This window comes from Rhodovastum atsumiense (assembly GCF_937425535.1).
In the GTDB taxonomy this organism is placed as follows: Bacteria; Pseudomonadota; Alphaproteobacteria; order Acetobacterales; family Acetobacteraceae; genus Rhodovastum; species Rhodovastum atsumiense.
Window position 1 is genome coordinate 1 of record NZ_OW485604.1, and the last position, 14,761, is coordinate 14,761.

Annotated in this window: 18 protein-coding genes and 1 pseudogene; 7 read left to right on the forward strand and 12 right to left on the reverse strand. The window is 62.9% G+C overall.

Features of this window, described 5'->3' with window-relative positions; all coding sequences use genetic code 11:
- Positions 1-65: 65 nt before the first annotated feature.
- From NBY65_RS30875 to NBY65_RS33975, 5 genes are all read right to left on the reverse strand, one after another.
- Complete coding sequence (locus tag NBY65_RS30875) at positions 66-854, reverse strand: ABC transporter ATP-binding protein (protein WP_150045475.1); 789 nt, start codon at positions 852-854, stop codon at positions 66-68.
- Between the two features lie 42 nt (positions 855-896).
- The gene (locus NBY65_RS30880) at positions 897-1,589 is read right to left on the reverse strand and encodes an ABC transporter permease (protein WP_150045476.1); all 693 of its coding nucleotides are present in this window, start codon (positions 1,587-1,589) and stop codon (positions 897-899) included.
- Between the two features lie 4 nt (positions 1,590-1,593).
- Positions 1,594-2,310, reverse strand: coding sequence for an ABC transporter permease (locus NBY65_RS30885; protein WP_150045477.1), 717 nt, complete (start codon positions 2,308-2,310; stop codon positions 1,594-1,596).
- A gap of 325 nt (positions 2,311-2,635) precedes the next feature.
- A complete protein-coding gene (locus NBY65_RS30890; protein ID WP_408904193.1) occupies positions 2,636-3,499 on the reverse strand; it encodes a transporter substrate-binding domain-containing protein in 864 nt (287 codons plus the stop codon).
- A 379-nt stretch (positions 3,500-3,878) separates the two neighbouring features.
- Positions 3,879-4,394, reverse strand: coding sequence for a transposase (locus NBY65_RS33975; protein ID WP_150045479.1), 516 nt, complete (start codon positions 4,392-4,394; stop codon positions 3,879-3,881).
- A gap of 5 nt (positions 4,395-4,399) precedes the next feature.
- On the opposite strand from NBY65_RS33975, the gene NBY65_RS30900 reads away from it, so the two are divergent.
- Complete coding sequence (locus tag NBY65_RS30900; RefSeq protein ID WP_250266005.1) at positions 4,400-5,155, forward strand: IS66 family transposase; 756 nt, start codon at positions 4,400-4,402, stop codon at positions 5,153-5,155.
- A 68-nt stretch (positions 5,156-5,223) separates the two neighbouring features.
- Positions 5,224-6,207, forward strand: a complete 984-nt coding sequence (locus NBY65_RS30905; RefSeq protein WP_150045481.1) for an IS1595 family transposase — start codon at positions 5,224-5,226, stop codon at positions 6,205-6,207.
- On the opposite strand, the gene NBY65_RS30910 is transcribed toward NBY65_RS30905, so the two are convergent.
- Positions 6,204-6,629 (reverse strand): hypothetical protein, encoded by a 426-nt coding sequence (locus NBY65_RS30910; RefSeq protein WP_150045482.1) that lies wholly within the window; start codon positions 6,627-6,629, stop codon positions 6,204-6,206. The two genes, NBY65_RS30905 and NBY65_RS30910, sit on opposite strands and share 4 nt — an antisense overlap.
- A gap of 103 nt (positions 6,630-6,732) precedes the next feature.
- Here NBY65_RS30910 and NBY65_RS30915 point away from each other — a divergent pair, with 103 nt between their 5' ends.
- Complete coding sequence (locus NBY65_RS30915) at positions 6,733-7,575, forward strand: IS66 family transposase (protein WP_250266006.1); 843 nt, start codon at positions 6,733-6,735, stop codon at positions 7,573-7,575.
- 155 nt (positions 7,576-7,730) lie between these two features.
- On the opposite strand, the gene NBY65_RS30920 is transcribed toward NBY65_RS30915, so the two are convergent.
- Positions 7,731-9,269 (reverse strand): Fic family protein, encoded by a 1,539-nt coding sequence (locus tag NBY65_RS30920; RefSeq protein WP_250266007.1) that lies wholly within the window; start codon positions 9,267-9,269, stop codon positions 7,731-7,733.
- A 267-nt stretch (positions 9,270-9,536) separates the two neighbouring features.
- On the opposite strand from NBY65_RS30920, the pseudogene NBY65_RS30925 reads away from it, so the two are divergent.
- Together NBY65_RS30925 and NBY65_RS30930 are read left to right on the forward strand one after the other, a co-directional pair.
- Positions 9,537-9,880, forward strand: a pseudogene (locus tag NBY65_RS30925) (IS3 family transposase); the annotation flags it as partial.
- A 73-nt stretch (positions 9,881-9,953) separates the two neighbouring features.
- A complete protein-coding gene (locus NBY65_RS30930; protein WP_162530926.1) occupies positions 9,954-10,091 on the forward strand; it encodes a hypothetical protein in 138 nt (45 codons plus the stop codon).
- A gap of 349 nt (positions 10,092-10,440) precedes the next feature.
- Here the strand turns inward: NBY65_RS30930 and NBY65_RS30935 are convergent, their stop codons facing one another.
- The 3 genes from NBY65_RS30935 to NBY65_RS30950 all read right to left on the reverse strand — a co-directional run bounded on the left by NBY65_RS30935 (position 10,441) and on the right by NBY65_RS30950 (position 11,987).
- Positions 10,441-10,896 (reverse strand): winged helix-turn-helix domain-containing protein, encoded by a 456-nt coding sequence (locus NBY65_RS30935; RefSeq protein ID WP_275266347.1) that lies wholly within the window; start codon positions 10,894-10,896, stop codon positions 10,441-10,443.
- A protein-coding gene (locus NBY65_RS34205; RefSeq protein WP_150045760.1) for an IS5 family transposase occupies positions 10,883-11,640 on the reverse strand; the annotation gives its coding sequence in 2 pieces (ribosomal slippage) (positions 10,883-11,304 and positions 11,304-11,640; 759 coding nt in all). The genes NBY65_RS30935 and NBY65_RS34205 overlap by 14 nt, the downstream gene beginning before the upstream one ends.
- Before the next feature lie 173 nt (positions 11,641-11,813).
- Positions 11,814-11,987: a hypothetical protein gene (locus tag NBY65_RS30950; protein WP_162530925.1), complete on the reverse strand. Its 174-nt coding sequence runs from the start codon at positions 11,985-11,987 to the stop codon at positions 11,814-11,816.
- A gap of 427 nt (positions 11,988-12,414) precedes the next feature.
- On the opposite strand from NBY65_RS30950, the gene NBY65_RS30955 reads away from it, so the two are divergent.
- Entirely contained in the window at positions 12,415-13,125 is a 711-nt protein-coding gene (locus tag NBY65_RS30955) for an AAA family ATPase (RefSeq protein WP_150045759.1), read from the forward strand.
- Positions 13,126-13,231: 106 nt separating this feature from the next.
- Positions 13,232-13,807: a DUF3102 domain-containing protein gene (locus tag NBY65_RS30960; protein ID WP_150045758.1), complete on the forward strand. Its 576-nt coding sequence runs from the start codon at positions 13,232-13,234 to the stop codon at positions 13,805-13,807.
- Between the two features lie 178 nt (positions 13,808-13,985).
- Here NBY65_RS30960 and NBY65_RS30965 read toward each other — a convergent pair whose 3' ends face one another.
- Positions 13,986-14,330, reverse strand: a complete 345-nt coding sequence (locus tag NBY65_RS30965; RefSeq protein WP_150045757.1) for a hypothetical protein — start codon at positions 14,328-14,330, stop codon at positions 13,986-13,988.
- Between the two features lie 90 nt (positions 14,331-14,420).
- Complete coding sequence (locus NBY65_RS34210) at positions 14,421-14,702, reverse strand: helix-turn-helix domain-containing protein (protein WP_150045756.1); 282 nt, start codon at positions 14,700-14,702, stop codon at positions 14,421-14,423.
- Between the last annotated feature and the right edge of the window lie 59 nt (positions 14,703-14,761).

Here is a 14,761-nt window from a genome sequence, read left to right on the forward strand (position 1 = left end):
ACGCGGCTGCCTGCGGGCGGAAATGGGCGTTGTCGAGGCAGTTGCCGCGGCGGCGCATGGCCACCTTAGTCTTGCCGAGGCAAATACCGCGAAATGAATTTGCGGAATCGTTCGCTCGCACCCGAACCGAACAATTGCGACGGGGGGCCCTCGCATTCGACCAGGCCCTGGTGCAGGAACATGACGTGGCTGGAAACGTCGCGCGCGAACCCCATTTCGTGCGTCACGACCAGCATCGTACGGCCTTCTTCCGCCAGAGACCGCATCACCCGCAGCACCTCGCCCACCAGTTCAGGATCGAGCGCCGAAGTCGGCTCGTCGAACAGCATGACCTTCGGATGCATGGCGAGCGCCCGGGCGATCGCAGCCCGTTGCTGCTGGCCCCCCGAAAGATGCGCCGGATAATGGCCGGCCTTGTCACCGATGCCAACCTTCGCCAGCAGAGCATGTGCCTCTTCTATGCATTCGGCGCGAGGTCTTTTCTGCACATGGACCGGAGCTTCAATCAGGTTCTCAAGTATCGTCATATGAGACCACAGATTGAAGTTCTGAAAGACCATGCCGAGTTCGGACCTGATGCGGTCAACCTGCCGGCGATCCGCAGGCTCCACCTTGCCGTCCGCGCGCCTACGCATCCGGATTGTTTCGCCCGCAACCGTGACGACGCCTTCGTCCGGCGTTTCCAGAAGGTTGATGCAGCGCAGAAAGGTGCTCTTGCCCGACCCGGACGCGCCAAGCAGCGAAATCACATCCCCTTCCTGCGCCGCCAGCGAAATCCCTTTGAGGACCTCCAGCTTGCCGAAGGTCTTACGCAGGTTCGTGACGGTCATCGCGTTGGGTGCAGGCGGCGGCATGTCGGTTCTCTCGGTCAGGTCCGTGGACGGCGGCTTTGGCGGTCAGTGGCCCCGGGGCCTCAGATGGGGAGACACACGGCGCTCCAGCCAGGCAAAGAACCGTGCGATGATGAGGTTGAGGACAAAATAGATGGCGCCGGCAATGATCAGAGGCGTATAAGTAACGAGCGTATCATTGCGGATCTTGAGTGCGACATTCATCATGTCCCAGAGCGTGACCAGGGACACGAGCGCCGTTGCCTTGGTCATGGAGATGACCTCGGTGGCATAGGCCGGGAGTGCCTGCCGCATGGCAATCGGCAGGATGATGCGCCTCAACAACAGGAAGCCGGACATGCCACATGCGCGGGCGGCTTCGACTTGGTCGCGCGGCACGGCCGCCAGCGCGCCCCGGAAAATTTCGCTGGTGTAAGCCGCGGTACACAGCGCCAGGGACAGCACGGCACAAAAAAACGCATCCCGCAGGAACGGCCAAAGAAAGCTGTGACGCACGAACGGCAGCGACGGCAGGCCATAATAGATCACAAAAAGCTGTATCAGTAATGGCGATCCCCTAAAAACGAATATGTAGCCGCGGGCAACAGCGGCCAGCGCGGTTGATCTGCTCGCGCGCATCCAGGTTACGCCGACCGCGATGATCCCTCCGAAGAAAATCGACAGGAACCAGACTTCAAGCGTGACCGGCAGCGCGGAGATCAACCTGGCGAATGTCTGGGCAATGAAATCGGGAGTCATGCGCTCACCTGTGTATGCGCCCGAGGCTGCGGGTCGCGCGCGCTTCGGCGACCTCGAACAAGCGATCGGTCACGCCGGTCAGGAGCAGATAGAGCGCCAGTCCGGCCAGATAGAAGACAAACGGTTGGTGCGTGGAACCGGCGCCGACCTGGCTCGTGCGCATCAGTTCCGCCAGTCCGGTGACGGCGATCAGAGAGGAATCCTTCAGCGCGACCTGCCACAGATTGCCCAGGCCCGGGATGGCGTAACGCAGAACCTGTGGTACGATGATGCGTCGGAACATGAGCATGCGGTGCATCCCGACCGACCGGGCGGCTTCCAGTTCGCCGGGTGCGATTGCAAGATAAGCGCCACGATAAACCTCAGCCTGATAGGCACCGGAAATGATGCCCACGCCGAGTGCGCCTGCCGCAAACGAGGGCACTCCGACAAAGCCTTCGATGCCGAGCATGTGCCCTATTTCGGTCAGCAACGCCGAGGAGCCAAAATAGACGAAATAAATCACCAGGAGTTCTGGAAGGCCGCGAAACAGCGAGGCATATGCATCGCCAACCGCCCCCCAGGCCTTGTGTCCGGACAATTTGGCCCAGGCCACCAGGGAGCCCAGTACCGACCCAATCGCGAGCCCGCACAGCGAAACGGCCAAGGTCATCAGCGCTCCCAGGAGAAGCACCGCCCCCCAGCCCTTCTCCCCAAAGCCCAATAGCTCGAAGGCTGTCACATCTCATGCCCCTGCTGGTGTCGTCCCGGTTATCTGCTTCGCCCTGACCGCGATTGGTGTCTGGTATGCCAGGCGCGACGAACGCGCAGCTGCACCAACGACGGTTGCCCGCACAATCGCCTGCTTTTCAGCCGGCGGGGAGGTAGCGCCGAGCAACCAGGCTCCCGGCCGTCACTGATGGCGCCGTCCCGCCGGGTCGGCCGTCCGGCGGGCGGGGCCGTGGGGCCACCGCGCGCCAGAAACGACACACCGGCCCGCCGACCGCGCCGACATGGATCGATGCGCCATCCGGAGTCAGCACGTTGCGGGGGGCATCCGACCGGGTTTATGGGGTGGTATCAATCTTGAACCACTTCAGGCTGTACTTCTTGACCGACCCGTCCGCGAAAGCGGCCTTCAGCGCCGCATCGAATTTGGCAGTCAGGTCGGCATCCGATTTACGCAGCCCCATTCCGGCGCCAGTGCCGAAATCGCCGCCCGTGAACTCCGGACCGGCAAAGGCATAGTCCTTGGAATCCGGCTTTTCGAGGATGGCGGCGAGCGTCGCATAGTCGTCGAGTTCCACGTCGATACGACCGGACTTGAGGTCAAGGTCGCGCTCGTCCACCGTCTTGTATTCCTTAATGGTGGCAATATCCTTGAGGTGCTTGTCGGCAAAGGTCGCATGAGTCGTTGAAACCTGGACGCCGATCACCATGCCCTTCAAGGCTTTCCGCAGTTCGCTCAGGGCAGCACCCCCGCCCTTCGGGTCTGCGGTCAGGTTGAAAACCTTGCCATTGGAGTGAAGCTTCGCAAGCGGGCTGTCCTTTGCGGCGATGAACGCGGCAGGGGAGTTGACATAAGGCGCCGTGAAGTCGATTTCTTTCTTGCGCTGCTCAGTAATGGACATGCCGTCCATGATGACGTCGAACTTGCCGGCATTCAAACCTGGAATCATGCCGTCCCAGTCTTGCGCGATGATCTTGCATTGGACCTTGATGCGGGCGCACAGATCCATGACAAGATCTGGCTCAAAGCCGACGATCTTTCCGCTGGGGTCGGTCAGATTGTAGGGAGCGAAACCACCTTCCATGCCAATAACAACGGTCTTCCAATCCTTGGCCATGCAGGGGGTTGCAACGGCGACAGCTAACAGGCCCAAGGCAGCGGCAGAGTACAACTTCATTGGTGGTCCTTTTACTACGGGTATATTCTTGGGGTGGAACTGGCGGTTCGGTTGCAAAGCGGACGATCCAATCATGTGCCTCTCTCGGCGGCCCAAGGTTCAGGCGACGATGCCGAACAACTCGCCCCTGAAGTACCGTCCCTTGAAGCTCGCCACAGCCGCCATGTCCGCCCGTTTGTCCTGAGCGATCATACCCGGGCCCGATTCCGCCGCAAATCCGGACGGATCCCGCCCTCGGCCCCCGCCGATGGCCTCACAGGCAAGCGCCTCGTCGCAACCCGCGTCGGCATGGCGCCTGCGCGACTCGCCGCCTGCGCCAATCTGGTGGCCCGGTTGGCGACGCCCTGGCAAAACTCGCGCCCGGCCGCGCCGATCACCAGGATTTCGTATAATACCGGCGGCCCTAAATTTTGACCGATGCCCAGGCGCGCTGAGTGATGGACTTGATGGTGTCTGGGGTAGACATCAGAAAGTTCCAGGCATCCAGGCAAGCGGCCAGGATGGCATTGTAGCTGTTCCATACGCGCAGACTAAGTTTGTTGGCCCGCAGATATTCCCAGACGTTCTCCATCGGGTTCAATTCCGGGGCGTAGGCTGGCAGGCGTAGCAGGCTGATGTTGTCGGGAACGGGCAGGCGCTGGCTGGGCTGGTGCCACCCGGCCCCATCACAGACCAACACAGCGTGCGCGCCGGGTGCCACCGGACGGCTGATCTCGATCAGATGCTCGGCCATGGCTTCGCTGTTGACCGCCGGCATGATGATCGCGGCACCAACAGCCCGTTCGGGGCAGATGGCACCGAACAGGTAGACAGAATCATGAGTAACCGGGGCAAAACCCCGGGCGGCGGCTGATTTTGGGCCTTCCCCGAAGCGGCCAAATACGGTTCGCTGGGGCCATGTCAGCGCTTCCCGATCCATCTGAGATGCCGCGCGCCGAGCTGGAAGCCGAAGTGACGGCCCTGCGAGGCGAGGTGGCCGAACTGAAGCAGTTGGTGCTGGCGCTGCGCGACGAGATTGCCCGGCTGAAGGGGCTGAAGGGCCGGCCGGTGATCAAGCCGAGCGGTATGGAGAAGGCGACCGAGCCGAAGTGCGCCGGCAAGCGCGGCAAGCACCGAGGCCGCGGCAAGGTGACGCCACGGGTGACAGTTGAAACCCTGGTGATCCGGGTGACGGCGCCGACGGGGTCGCAGTTCAAGGGCTACGAACCCTACCAGATACAGGATCTGGTGCTCACGGCACGGGTGGTGCGCTACCGGCGCGAACGCTGGGTGACGCCGGCGGGCGAGACGATCGTGGCACCACTGCCCGAGGGTATTCGTGGCCATTTCGGGCCGGAACTGCGCCGCTATGTGCTGATGCAGTATCACCAAGGCCAGGTCACCGTGGAGCGGCTGGTGGCTCAGCTGCAGGGGGTCGGGGTCAGTATCTCCAAGCGGCAGGTCATGCGGCTGCTGATCGAGGGGCAGGACGCGTTCCTGACCGAGACCCGGGAGGTGCTGCGGGCGGGACTGGAGACGGCGGCCTGGATCACGGTGGACGACACCGGAGCGCGCCACCGTGGAGCCAATGCGGTGTGCACGCAGATCGGTAACGACAACTTTGCCTGGTTCGGCACCACCGGCAGCAATCGAGCCGCGAAGCGGATCGATCCGCCATTATGTAGCATGCGCCACTGGTGAAATCGGGCTTGTACTCGGCGCCCCTCTCTGGCAAGATGGGCGCACGGAGTTTCGTGCAACGGGTCGGCATGGCGCAACATTTCCTGCTTTCCGCAGCGGCACGCTCACTCAGCGCGGCGAAGGTCATGCGCATGTCGGAGAGCGGCGTGGTGAACGTGTTCTTGCGCCTGCGCTGGCCTGAGACCGATGGCAAGCCGGTCTGTCCCGGCTGCGGCTGCATGGTCTGCTATGCCTGCCCAAGATCACCGGATCGGCCGCGCTGGCGTTGTAAAGCTTGCCACGCCGATTTCTCGATCACCTCGGGCACGTTGTTCGCCCATCACAAATTGCCGCTGCGCACCTACCTGCTCAGCGTGGTCGCCTTCTGCAACGAGGTCAAAGGCAAGAGCATGCTCGCGCTCTCCCGTGAGCTCGACGTCCAATATAAAACGGCATTCGTGCTGGCGCATAAAATGCGTGAGGCTATGGCATCCGGCACGAAAGCGGTGCGCATCGGCGGCGCGGGACGTGAGGTCGAACTCGACGGCGCCTACTTCGGTGGCCACGTCCGGCCGAAGAACCTGGCGACCGATCGCGTCGACCGGCGACTGGTCAAAAACCAGTCCGGCAAGCGCCAGGTCGTCGTGGTCATGCGCGAACGCGGTGGTCCCACGCTGGTGCAGGTGGTGCCGACCGAAGATGCCGCACTGCCGCTCATTCCCCAGCGGATCGCCAAGGCGACCGTGCTGCATGCCGATGAAAGCGCGGCCTGGAACAAGCTGCACGCGAGGTTTCCGATGCGGCGGATCAACCATCAGGAAGGCTACAGCATCGACGGTGCCTGCACCAACGGCGCGGAATCCTACTTCTCCCGCCTGCGCCGCAGCGAGCTGGGGCACCACCACCACATCGCCGGACCGTATCTCCTCCGCTATGCCCAGGAAGCCGCCTGGCGGGAAGACGCAAGGCGCGTCAGTAACGGCGAGCAGGTGCATGGGGTGGTCCGCCTGGCTTTGCGCTGCCGACCGTCGGTGGACTTCTGCGGTTACTGGCAGCGTGCCCATGTGGCCTAACGCACCCGCCATCCGACCACGCCCGCGGTCTCGACCCGCTCGATCGTCTCCTTGGCGCGATTCAGTGACGCCAACACAGTCTTCTGGATCAACGCGCGCTGGCGGTCGTCGCTGACCGGGATGCTTTTCAGATCCATCATTCGTTCGCCGATTTCGCGTGTCGTCATTGGCCGTGGCGCATCGCGCAACACGTCGTAGATCAGCCGAAGGCTTTCACCAGGACGGAACCAGGCGTTGCAACGTCGCCGCGGTCGAGGACCGATCCCCTCGGGTCGGATCTCCGGATCGAACAGCCGCATGGTCGCGTCCAGGTGCGTCAAGGCGGCGCGGCGCTCGCCCAGCTGCTGCTCCAGGTCTTTCACCAGCCCGGCCAACTCGGATCGCTTGTCACGCAATATACGGATGACTTGCTGCTCGGCCACCGTCGCCCTCCTCCTGAATTCCAGTGGAACGAGGGTAGATGGCCGATCTCAGAACCCGAACCGGCCAGCAGTGGCGCTTGCTACATGATACCGGATCGATCGGATGAACTTCCTCGAGTTGCTGTGCGCCGGCCACACGGATTACGTGGTCAACGAGGCGGCGCTGGAATACATGCGCGAGCATAACCTGGCCGGACCGACGATCCAGCAGTTGGCCGGACATCCGCAGCGGCAGTTTGCCGATGAGGCCGCGTGGCAGCGCCATCTGGAGCAACTGGGCATCACCGACCTCCAGGTGACCCCCGACCCGGTGCGTGTTGCCACCGAGGGGGCGCTCCGGGGTGCCATCGCCGCGCATGGATTTCTCAACGAGGCGGTGATCGTCAGCGACGACGCCGGCCAGTTCAACGTCGGCCAGCACGCCCTGTGTTGGATCCATGCCGAGCGGCTGGTGCACAAGCTGGAGACGTTCACCGACCAGCAGCGCGCCGCCCAGCAGATCGTCCGCAGTTTGATCTGGTGGTACTATGCCGATCTGAAGGCCTACCGCCTCGATCCGACCCCACGTCGACGCAGCGAGCTACGAGCCCGCTTCGATCGTATCTTCCTGCGCACCACCGGCTTTGCCACGCTCGATCGCCTGCTGCAGCGGCTACACGCCAACAAGGCCGAGTTGCTGATGGTGCTCGACCACCCCGAGATCCCGCTCCATACCAACGGGTCGGAGAACGACATCCGCTGCCAGGTGACCAAGCGCCAGGTCAGCGGCGGCACCAAAACCGACACCGGGCGCGACTGCCGCGACGCCTTCCTCGGGCTCGGAAAGACCTGCAAGAAGCTCTGCGTCTCCTTCTGGGACTATCTCGGCGCCAGGCTCGGCGTGCCCAACGCGCCAGCCATTCCCCGCCTCGCTGACCTCATCCGCTGCCGCGGTCAGCCTGCCTGATCAGCCTGCTACCCGCGGTTTTGCCCCGGATACCGCAGAAACTCTTAATTCGTTGAAACTCTTAATTCGTTCCTCGCAGACCTTGCCGCAACAGAGCACTCGCAGTTCGTCCGCCTGAGGAACCCGTGAGGCTGCCTGAACTGGTCGCCGTCATCCTACGGCGTTTCGGCCTGCGTGCCAGACGTCGGCGTGTCCCCCCGTTCCGCCAGGACGCCCTGGATTGCGTCCTGGAGCGCGGTGAGTTCGCCATCCGTAATTTCTTTGAACGTGTCCCTCCTGGCCTTGGCAAGGCGTCCGCCGTTCTGAAGGCACAGCCGGACGAATAAGCTGGCCCGGCGGTCCGGCATATCGACGATGTACTTCACCGCCGACAGTGCCGCATCGTAGACGGTCACGAAGTCCAGTTCCTCCCGGAAGTCTTTGCGAATGGTCTCGGTGACCTTGGCGTACAGGAACTCGACGAGCGGCGTGGCGTCGAAGTAGCGGTAAAGGTGTGCCGTGTCGTTGTCGACGGCGATCTCCGGCCCATCAGGCCCCTCCGCCCAATGCCACTCGATGAACGGCGCGATGGTCTTGGAGAAGGATTCCAGGGTGGCGTCATAGGCTTGCCGGTCGCGTACGATCGCCGCCGACACCGGGAACAGGACGTCAGGCGGCGTGAAGCCTTCCGCGGTCAGCACTTGATGGATGAGGAAGCGATGGATGCGCCCGTTGCCGTCTTCGAACGGGTGGATGAAGACGAAGCCGAAGGCTGAGAGTGCTGCCGCCACAACAGGGTCGGTCGCGCCTTTGATGCGCTCAGTCATCTGCGCCCAGTCGGACATCAGCGGGCTGACGTCCTTCGGGCGCGGGCAGATGAAGTGAACAATTTCGCGGTAACCGCCCACGGTCTCCCCAACGAAGATCTGGAAATCCCGAAAGCCGCTGGCAGCGTAGCGCGGGTCGACAATGGCGTTCTGCAAGGCGACCAGGCTGCGCGGATCGGTTGGCTCAAACGTCCTAGCTGCCCGGAGTGCGGCGACGAACCGCTCGGCGCGATTCCCGGTGGCCGTCTCACCCTCTATGGCGAAGCTGCTCTTGGTTTCCTTCGTGTAGAGGTAGCTCACAGCGCGGGCCAGGACCGCCGGATCGCACCCGGCGACAACGACGCGGGCCTCGGCCGCCAAGTTCTCCGCCTGGAAGTCTACCAGGCGCTGCGTCCGGCGGACCAGCGGCGCGAAGCCTGGACGGCCAAGGATGTTGTCGGTGACTTTGTGGCGCCGGGAAGGGATGCCCCTGGCCGTGGCGTGGAGACCGGGGTCGAGCACATCCACATAGCCAACCGTCCCTGCATCCGGGATCCCGAGCCTTTCACCGGTCAGCCATTCGTAGAGGAACCAGGCTCGCCGCGCATAGGCGCCAGTCGGCTCGGCCCGGATCCATGCCTCGATATTGTCGGCGGCTCCTGGGGTCCTAAAGGCGGCGGCAAAAACACCGAGGTCAACCGGCTCATAGCGGAGCGCGAACCGTAAGTGGCCGATGAGGTTGTCCTCGGGCATGTAGCCCTGGGGATAGCGCTCCACTGTGCGGCCATCCTTGACGACCGTTTTCCGAGCGCCTGGGGCGACCCTGGACGCGACGGTAGGGGTGGGCAGATGCAGCCCCAGCATGCTGATCAGGGCGGCTTGCCCGACGGGCGTGCCTTCTTCTGCCATGGCCATCCAGCTTCCGGTTGACCGCCCTCAGCCTGTGAAATAGTTCAGCGTCGCGCGAAAACGCTCATAAATTTAGACAGGCCTGCGAAAACGATCAAGACCGTCGCCCCACACGGTCGAGATGCAGCCAGGAGCTATCGGCGGTGATCTGCCTCCACCGCCGCCATTTCGGTGAAGGAGCGGTCAGGCCCACCAGCAGCCAGTGAACTGGTCCCCGGATCCCGAACAGTTCGATAAGCTTGGTCCGACTGGACGAGGAACGAACGGATGAGCGGGCAGCGAAGCCGCTACTTGGCGGAGTTCAGGACGAAGGTGGCTCTGGAGGCGATCCGGGGCAAGTTGACGGTGACGCAACTGGTGGTCAAGCACGGGGTGCACCAGACGCTCATTGACGCCCGGAAGAAGCAAGCCATTGAGGGAATGACCGGTATGTTCTCGGGCCGTTCGGAGACAGCGGAGACGGTATGGGCGGAGGGGCTCGAGAAGCTGCACATCAAGATCGGCCAGTTGGTGGTGGAGCGAGTTTTTTTGCGGAAGACCTCCGGTCGATGAGCGTCGGCCGGAGGCGAGAGATGGTCGAACCCGAGCATCCGCAACTGCCGATTGCACGGTAATGCGAGTTGGTCTCGATCGGACTTGCCCCGGCTCGGTGGACACCTGACCTGTTGAGGAACAGGTGCTCCGATGCCGAAGAGCCCGAAGAGCCATCCCGCCTATCCACCGGAATTCCGGCGCCAAATGGTCGAACTTATGCGCGCTGGGCGCACGCCGGAAGAACTGTCGCGGGAGTTCGAGCCGTCGGCCCAGGCGATCAGCAACTAGGTGAAGCAGGCTGATCGCGATGCGGGCCGCAGAGAGGGCGGTCCGACCAGTGCCGAGCGGGAGGAACTCGCCGGGCTACGCCGTGAGAACCACCAGTTGCGGTGGAGCGCGATATTCTGGCAAAAGCGGCAGCCTGGTGCGCTCGGAAGGCGGACGTGATCACACCCGGATCTTCCGGTTCATGACGGCGAACCAGGCCGTGTTCCCCATTGCCACCATGGCCCGAGTAATCGGCGTGTCCAGGGCGGGCTATCATGCCGGGCTGCGGCGCCCACCCTCGGCATGAGCCCAGGCGGACACCGAGTTGCTGAAGCGGATCCGCACCGTGCACGCGCGTCTCGCGCAGTACCTACGACGCACCGCGGATGCTTGCCCAGCTGAAAGCGCAGGGTGAGAAGCTCGGCAGGAAGTGCGTTGCCCGCTGATGCGAACGGCCGGAATCGTCGAGGTAATGAGACCTGTGCGCGGATCGTCCGGAGCGCCAGATGAGGTGTCCGGACGACGCCAGAGCCAACAACATGTTGGGGTTGTCCAGACGTGCCGGGTCCACCTCGGCGGTGGCCATCAGCAGCGCCAGCGTCTGCGCCAGGAATGCTTGTTGTGCATCAGCATCCGCCTTAGCAGGCACGCATTTCGGCCGCTTCCAGACAAAGCCTATGCGGACTAGTAGCTTCGCCATCGCATGCGGCGTGTAGGTGACATTAACCGTGCCACCACGAAGCCGCAGACTGCCTTCGCCGTCAGATACAGCCGGGCCGACAGTTCCGTCGCCAATTAGGGTCTGTTGACAATCACCGACTGGCAATGACGGCGGCGGCGAGGTAGATTGCGGCCTGGAAGCTGGTGTCCGTCTTGTCGTAGCGGGTGGCGATGGCGCGAAACTCCTTCAGTTTAGCAAAGAAGTTCTCGATGAGGTGGCGCCAGCGATACATCGCCTTGTCGTAGCTGATCGCTGCCTTTCGGTTGGATTTGGGCGGGATGACGGCGGCGGCGCCACGCCCGTCGAGTTCAATCCGCAGCCAATCGACGTCGAACGCCTTGTCGCCAAGCAGGGCGTCAAACGTTAGGCCCGCGATGAGCGGCAGCACGCCCAGCGTGTCGTGGCGCTGGCCAGGCAGCAGGACGAACCGCACCAGGTTTCCGAGGGCATCGACCAGGGCGACGATTTTGGTCGTCAATCCGCCGCGCGAGCGGCCGATGGCCTGATTTTGAGTCCCCCTTTTGCGCCGCTCGCCTTCTGGTAAGCGGTGACGATCGTGCCGTCGATCAGAGCATATTCGAAGTCCGGTTCGCCTGACAGCGCCTCGAAGATCCGCTCGAACACGCCCGCCTTGGCCCAGCGGCGGAAGCGCTGGAACACGCTGTTCCAGTTGCCGAACTCCGATGGCAGGTCGCGCCACGGCATTCCCGTCCGCACACGCCACAGAACGGCTTCGAGGAACAGCCGGGTATCACGTCCTGTGACTCCCGGATCGGCCGCTCTTCCGAGCGTCACCGGCTCAATCCTCTCCCACACCGCGTCGCTGATGACGAAACGCTCCCGGTCCACCGCCTACCTCGCTCCGGCAAAGCGGAGCTTGAATCACGCCGAGAACCGGAAGGGAATCCCCGAATGTCAACAGACCCTAGGCCGTCTGCGCCTCGGTCAGGGCCGGGGCGCACCCTTCATAGGCCAGCCGCTCGATGCCCGTCCGACCCTCCAGCGCGTAGCGTCGCCGATGTTCACGTACCGTCATCCGCCTCGATGAAAAGTGCCTCCGCCACCCGCTCGGCAGTCCAGCCATCGTCGAGCAGCAGCAGCGCGTTCATCCGCCGATGCACCGCGCTGTTCGTCTGCCGACGCATCATCGCCAGAAAATGCGTCCGATCCTCAGGGGGCAGGATGTCACCGGTCATGGAAGGCGCGAATCAAGCTCGCTCCCCCAAGGCAAGCAGATTCTCACGGAGTCTGTGTTTATAACCCGATCCATCGCCATTCCGAGATCGACTATCTCTACGAAGGCGCCGCTATGGAAGGTGTAACGACCTACGCCGCAAACCGTCCGCTGATCCGGGCCAAGTCCAAGCCTAATCCGCCGGATGCCTCCGCAATGCGGACTGACTCAGTGGTTTTTGCCAGGGTCGGCCTTTCAGGGGCTGAATGTCTCACGTGTGAGACTTTTGACGGCCAGGTTTTCTGCGGCCCTCGTGGTACAAAGGTCTCACACGTGAGACATTCACGCCGCGCCTTCCCAGTTTGTTTCCGATTGCCATTGTGGAGTGGTTCACCGCCCCCAGGGTTTTAGGCTATTTCATCACCTTAAGAAGGAACTGGAGGCCACAAATGGCTGAAATATCGTCCTTAGCAGAAGCTAGGGGGAAATCCAGACCGCATGCCGACCCGGTCCCTCGGGCGCGCTGGCTACTGCTTGCGAGCGCCAAAGGTGGGAGTGGAAAGACCACAACTGCCCTGAACCTCGCGGTGCTGGCGGCCAACAAGGGGCTCAAAGTGGCCTTGGTCGACATGGACAGCCAGGAGACCGCGACGAAATGGCATATGCGCCGTCCCGAGGAAGCGCCGAGAATCCGTCTATTCACGGTCCCCTTGGAAAAGGCGGATCGCGCCATCCAGCAGGTGGATCTTGCCGAGAAGACGGACGGCCTGGACGTGGTCGTCATCGACACCCCGCCATCTATCGACGAACATCCTATCCAGGCTAGACTGCTGGTTGAGCGGTCTGACTTTGTCCTCGTGCCCACTACCCAGGGCCTAGCGGACGTGGAGTCAGTGCGGGAGTGGATGGGCTTTCTGCGGCGCGAGGGAGCGAACGCTGCCTTTGTGCTAACGCGCACCCAGCGCACCTACGGATCCTTTCAAGAAGCCCGTTCCCTCCTTCTCAAAAGCGGGCAGTTGTGCCCCATGGACATCCGACAGTTGGAAGACGTCCAATCCACTCATAAGTTTGGGGTGGGTATTTGCGAGATCAGGCGCGCCAAGGGCGTCGAAGATTTCGAAGGCGTCTGGGACGCCGTTTGCCATTCAATGGGGATGTGAGATGGTTTTCACTGCATCAAAACGCGCCCTTTCTGCACGCGCGGCTGAGACCCCCATTGAGAATGGTCGTGAGGGGACACGAGCGAAAGTCCTTGCAAACGCCATTATGCCGCGCAGCACGGCCCAGGAATACGCCCGGGAGATCGGGCTGCTCTGGGGCGAGGCTCAGGAGAAGTTCCTGGCCATCGGCAAATACCTGCGGCAGGCCAAGGCAGGCCTCCCGCACGGGGACTGGGAGCGACTGGTCTCCCATATGCTGCCCTTCGGCCGCGCCGTCGCCCACAAGCTGAGAGTGGTCGCCGAGGCGGTCGAGGAGAAGCGGCTCGCTGAGGAGACCTTGCCTCGCAGCTACGCCAATGCCTACGAGCTTGCGGCGCTCGAAGGCCACGAACTCGCGCTGGCGGCCAAGCGACAGCTGGTTCGTCCAGATGTCACGCGGAGGGAAATTGACGCGTTCAAGCGCGAGCTCAAGCTGCCTGCGGATGAGGCCGAGCGGGCCAGCCAGCGCCGGGCGGAGCTGCTGCGCAGACGCAAGCGCCTGATGGAGGAACTGGCTCAAATCGAGTCCGAGCTCTCTCGCGAAGAGAGGGGCGTGGCGGAAATCAACAGCAGCGCTGAGCCTTTTGGGTTGCCTGAGGAAGCGCCGGAAGGCCAAGAAATGGGCATGGCGCGCCCGCTCTGAACCCAGGCTGCAACCCCGGCCATATGTCTCACGTGTGAGACATATGGCCGTTCGTAGTTAGGGGACGACCAGCTGCGACACGCGACTGGTCGATGCTCGTCCAACGCGGGTTTCATTCTCGAGCCGATTGACAACCCCAAGGCCACTAAGCGCCGTTACGGGTTGGTCGGCCCACGACCTAGACAATCTGTAACCGTGTCCTGGCGAGCCACAGCGGCAGGGCACGAACGATGAAGATGAAGACGACGAGAGCTGAGTGCCGCCCGACCACCCGTTCCTGGAACACCTTGTCTCCGTCGGCTGACCCTTTCGTACATCGCCCGGCGGCTGGGAGCGCATCCGCAAGTAATACCAGCCTCATGAAATTCTGACTGACCGCAGATAGGAGTAGTTGGTTAGGGAGGCAATACGGCCACCGCTCTGCGAGAAGGTAGTTCCATGCATCGGTGCAGCCATCGAGGATGGCATCGAGGTCAGCAAAGAGCCGCAACGAAAGAAAGCGGTCTTGCAGATAGAGCCACACACGCTCAACTGCATTTCCATGCTGCCTCTTTATGTGCGATTCCTGCACTCGGGCGGGGTTGATGGCTCGACGTTCATCTGCCGGAGCTGGTCAAGCTCGGTTTCGGTCATCTGCACGAGCCAGACGCGCTGATCGCCCCGGGTGGCCATGCGGCTGAGCAGCCGGCCGCTGTCGGAGCCAGCGGTAGACGGTGCGCTGATGAATGCCAAGCCGAGCAGCTACCTCCTGCAAGGTCCACTCGGCACCGCTCTCGCGTTGGACGTTGCTTGTCCAGATCGGCCGTCCTTTCGACAGCCCGTAGCGGAATAGCAGGCGCTGGATCATGGATGCTCCAAACGCCTCGCGCTTGGGCGGCCGCCAGCCCGCGAGCATTCAGCTGCTCGGCAATGGCCACAGCCGAGCAGCCCTGTCCGCGCAGATCTTGGATCGTG

Coding starts and splice junctions, on each gene's coding strand:
- NBY65_RS30875 (WP_150045475.1), bottom strand. CDS start 854: ATGCCGCCGCCTGCACCCAACGCGATGACCGTCACGAACCTGCGTAAG.
- NBY65_RS30880 (WP_150045476.1), bottom strand. CDS start 1,589: ATGACTCCCGATTTCATTGCCCAGACATTCGCCAGGTTGATCTCCGCG.
- NBY65_RS30920 (WP_250266007.1), bottom strand. CDS start 9,269: ATGGCAGAAGAAGGCACGCCCGTCGGGCAAGCCGCCCTGATCAGCATG.
- NBY65_RS33975 (WP_150045479.1), bottom strand. CDS start 4,394: ATGGATCGGGAAGCGCTGACATGGCCCCAGCGAACCGTATTTGGCCGC.
- NBY65_RS30915 (WP_250266006.1), top strand. CDS start 6,733: ATGAACTTCCTCGAGTTGCTGTGCGCCGGCCACACGGATTACGTGGTC.
- NBY65_RS30960 (WP_150045758.1), top strand. CDS start 13,232: ATGCCGCGCAGCACGGCCCAGGAATACGCCCGGGAGATCGGGCTGCTC.
- NBY65_RS34210 (WP_150045756.1), bottom strand. CDS start 14,702: ATGCTCGCGGGCTGGCGGCCGCCCAAGCGCGAGGCGTTTGGAGCATCC.
- NBY65_RS30955 (WP_150045759.1), top strand. CDS start 12,415: ATGGCTGAAATATCGTCCTTAGCAGAAGCTAGGGGGAAATCCAGACCG.
- NBY65_RS30950 (WP_162530925.1), bottom strand. CDS start 11,987: ATGACCGGTGACATCCTGCCCCCTGAGGATCGGACGCATTTTCTGGCG.
- NBY65_RS30930 (WP_162530926.1), top strand. CDS start 9,954: ATGCCGAAGAGCCCGAAGAGCCATCCCGCCTATCCACCGGAATTCCGG.
- NBY65_RS30900 (WP_250266005.1), top strand. CDS start 4,400: ATGCCGCGCGCCGAGCTGGAAGCCGAAGTGACGGCCCTGCGAGGCGAG.
- NBY65_RS30905 (WP_150045481.1), top strand. CDS start 5,224: ATGGCGCAACATTTCCTGCTTTCCGCAGCGGCACGCTCACTCAGCGCG.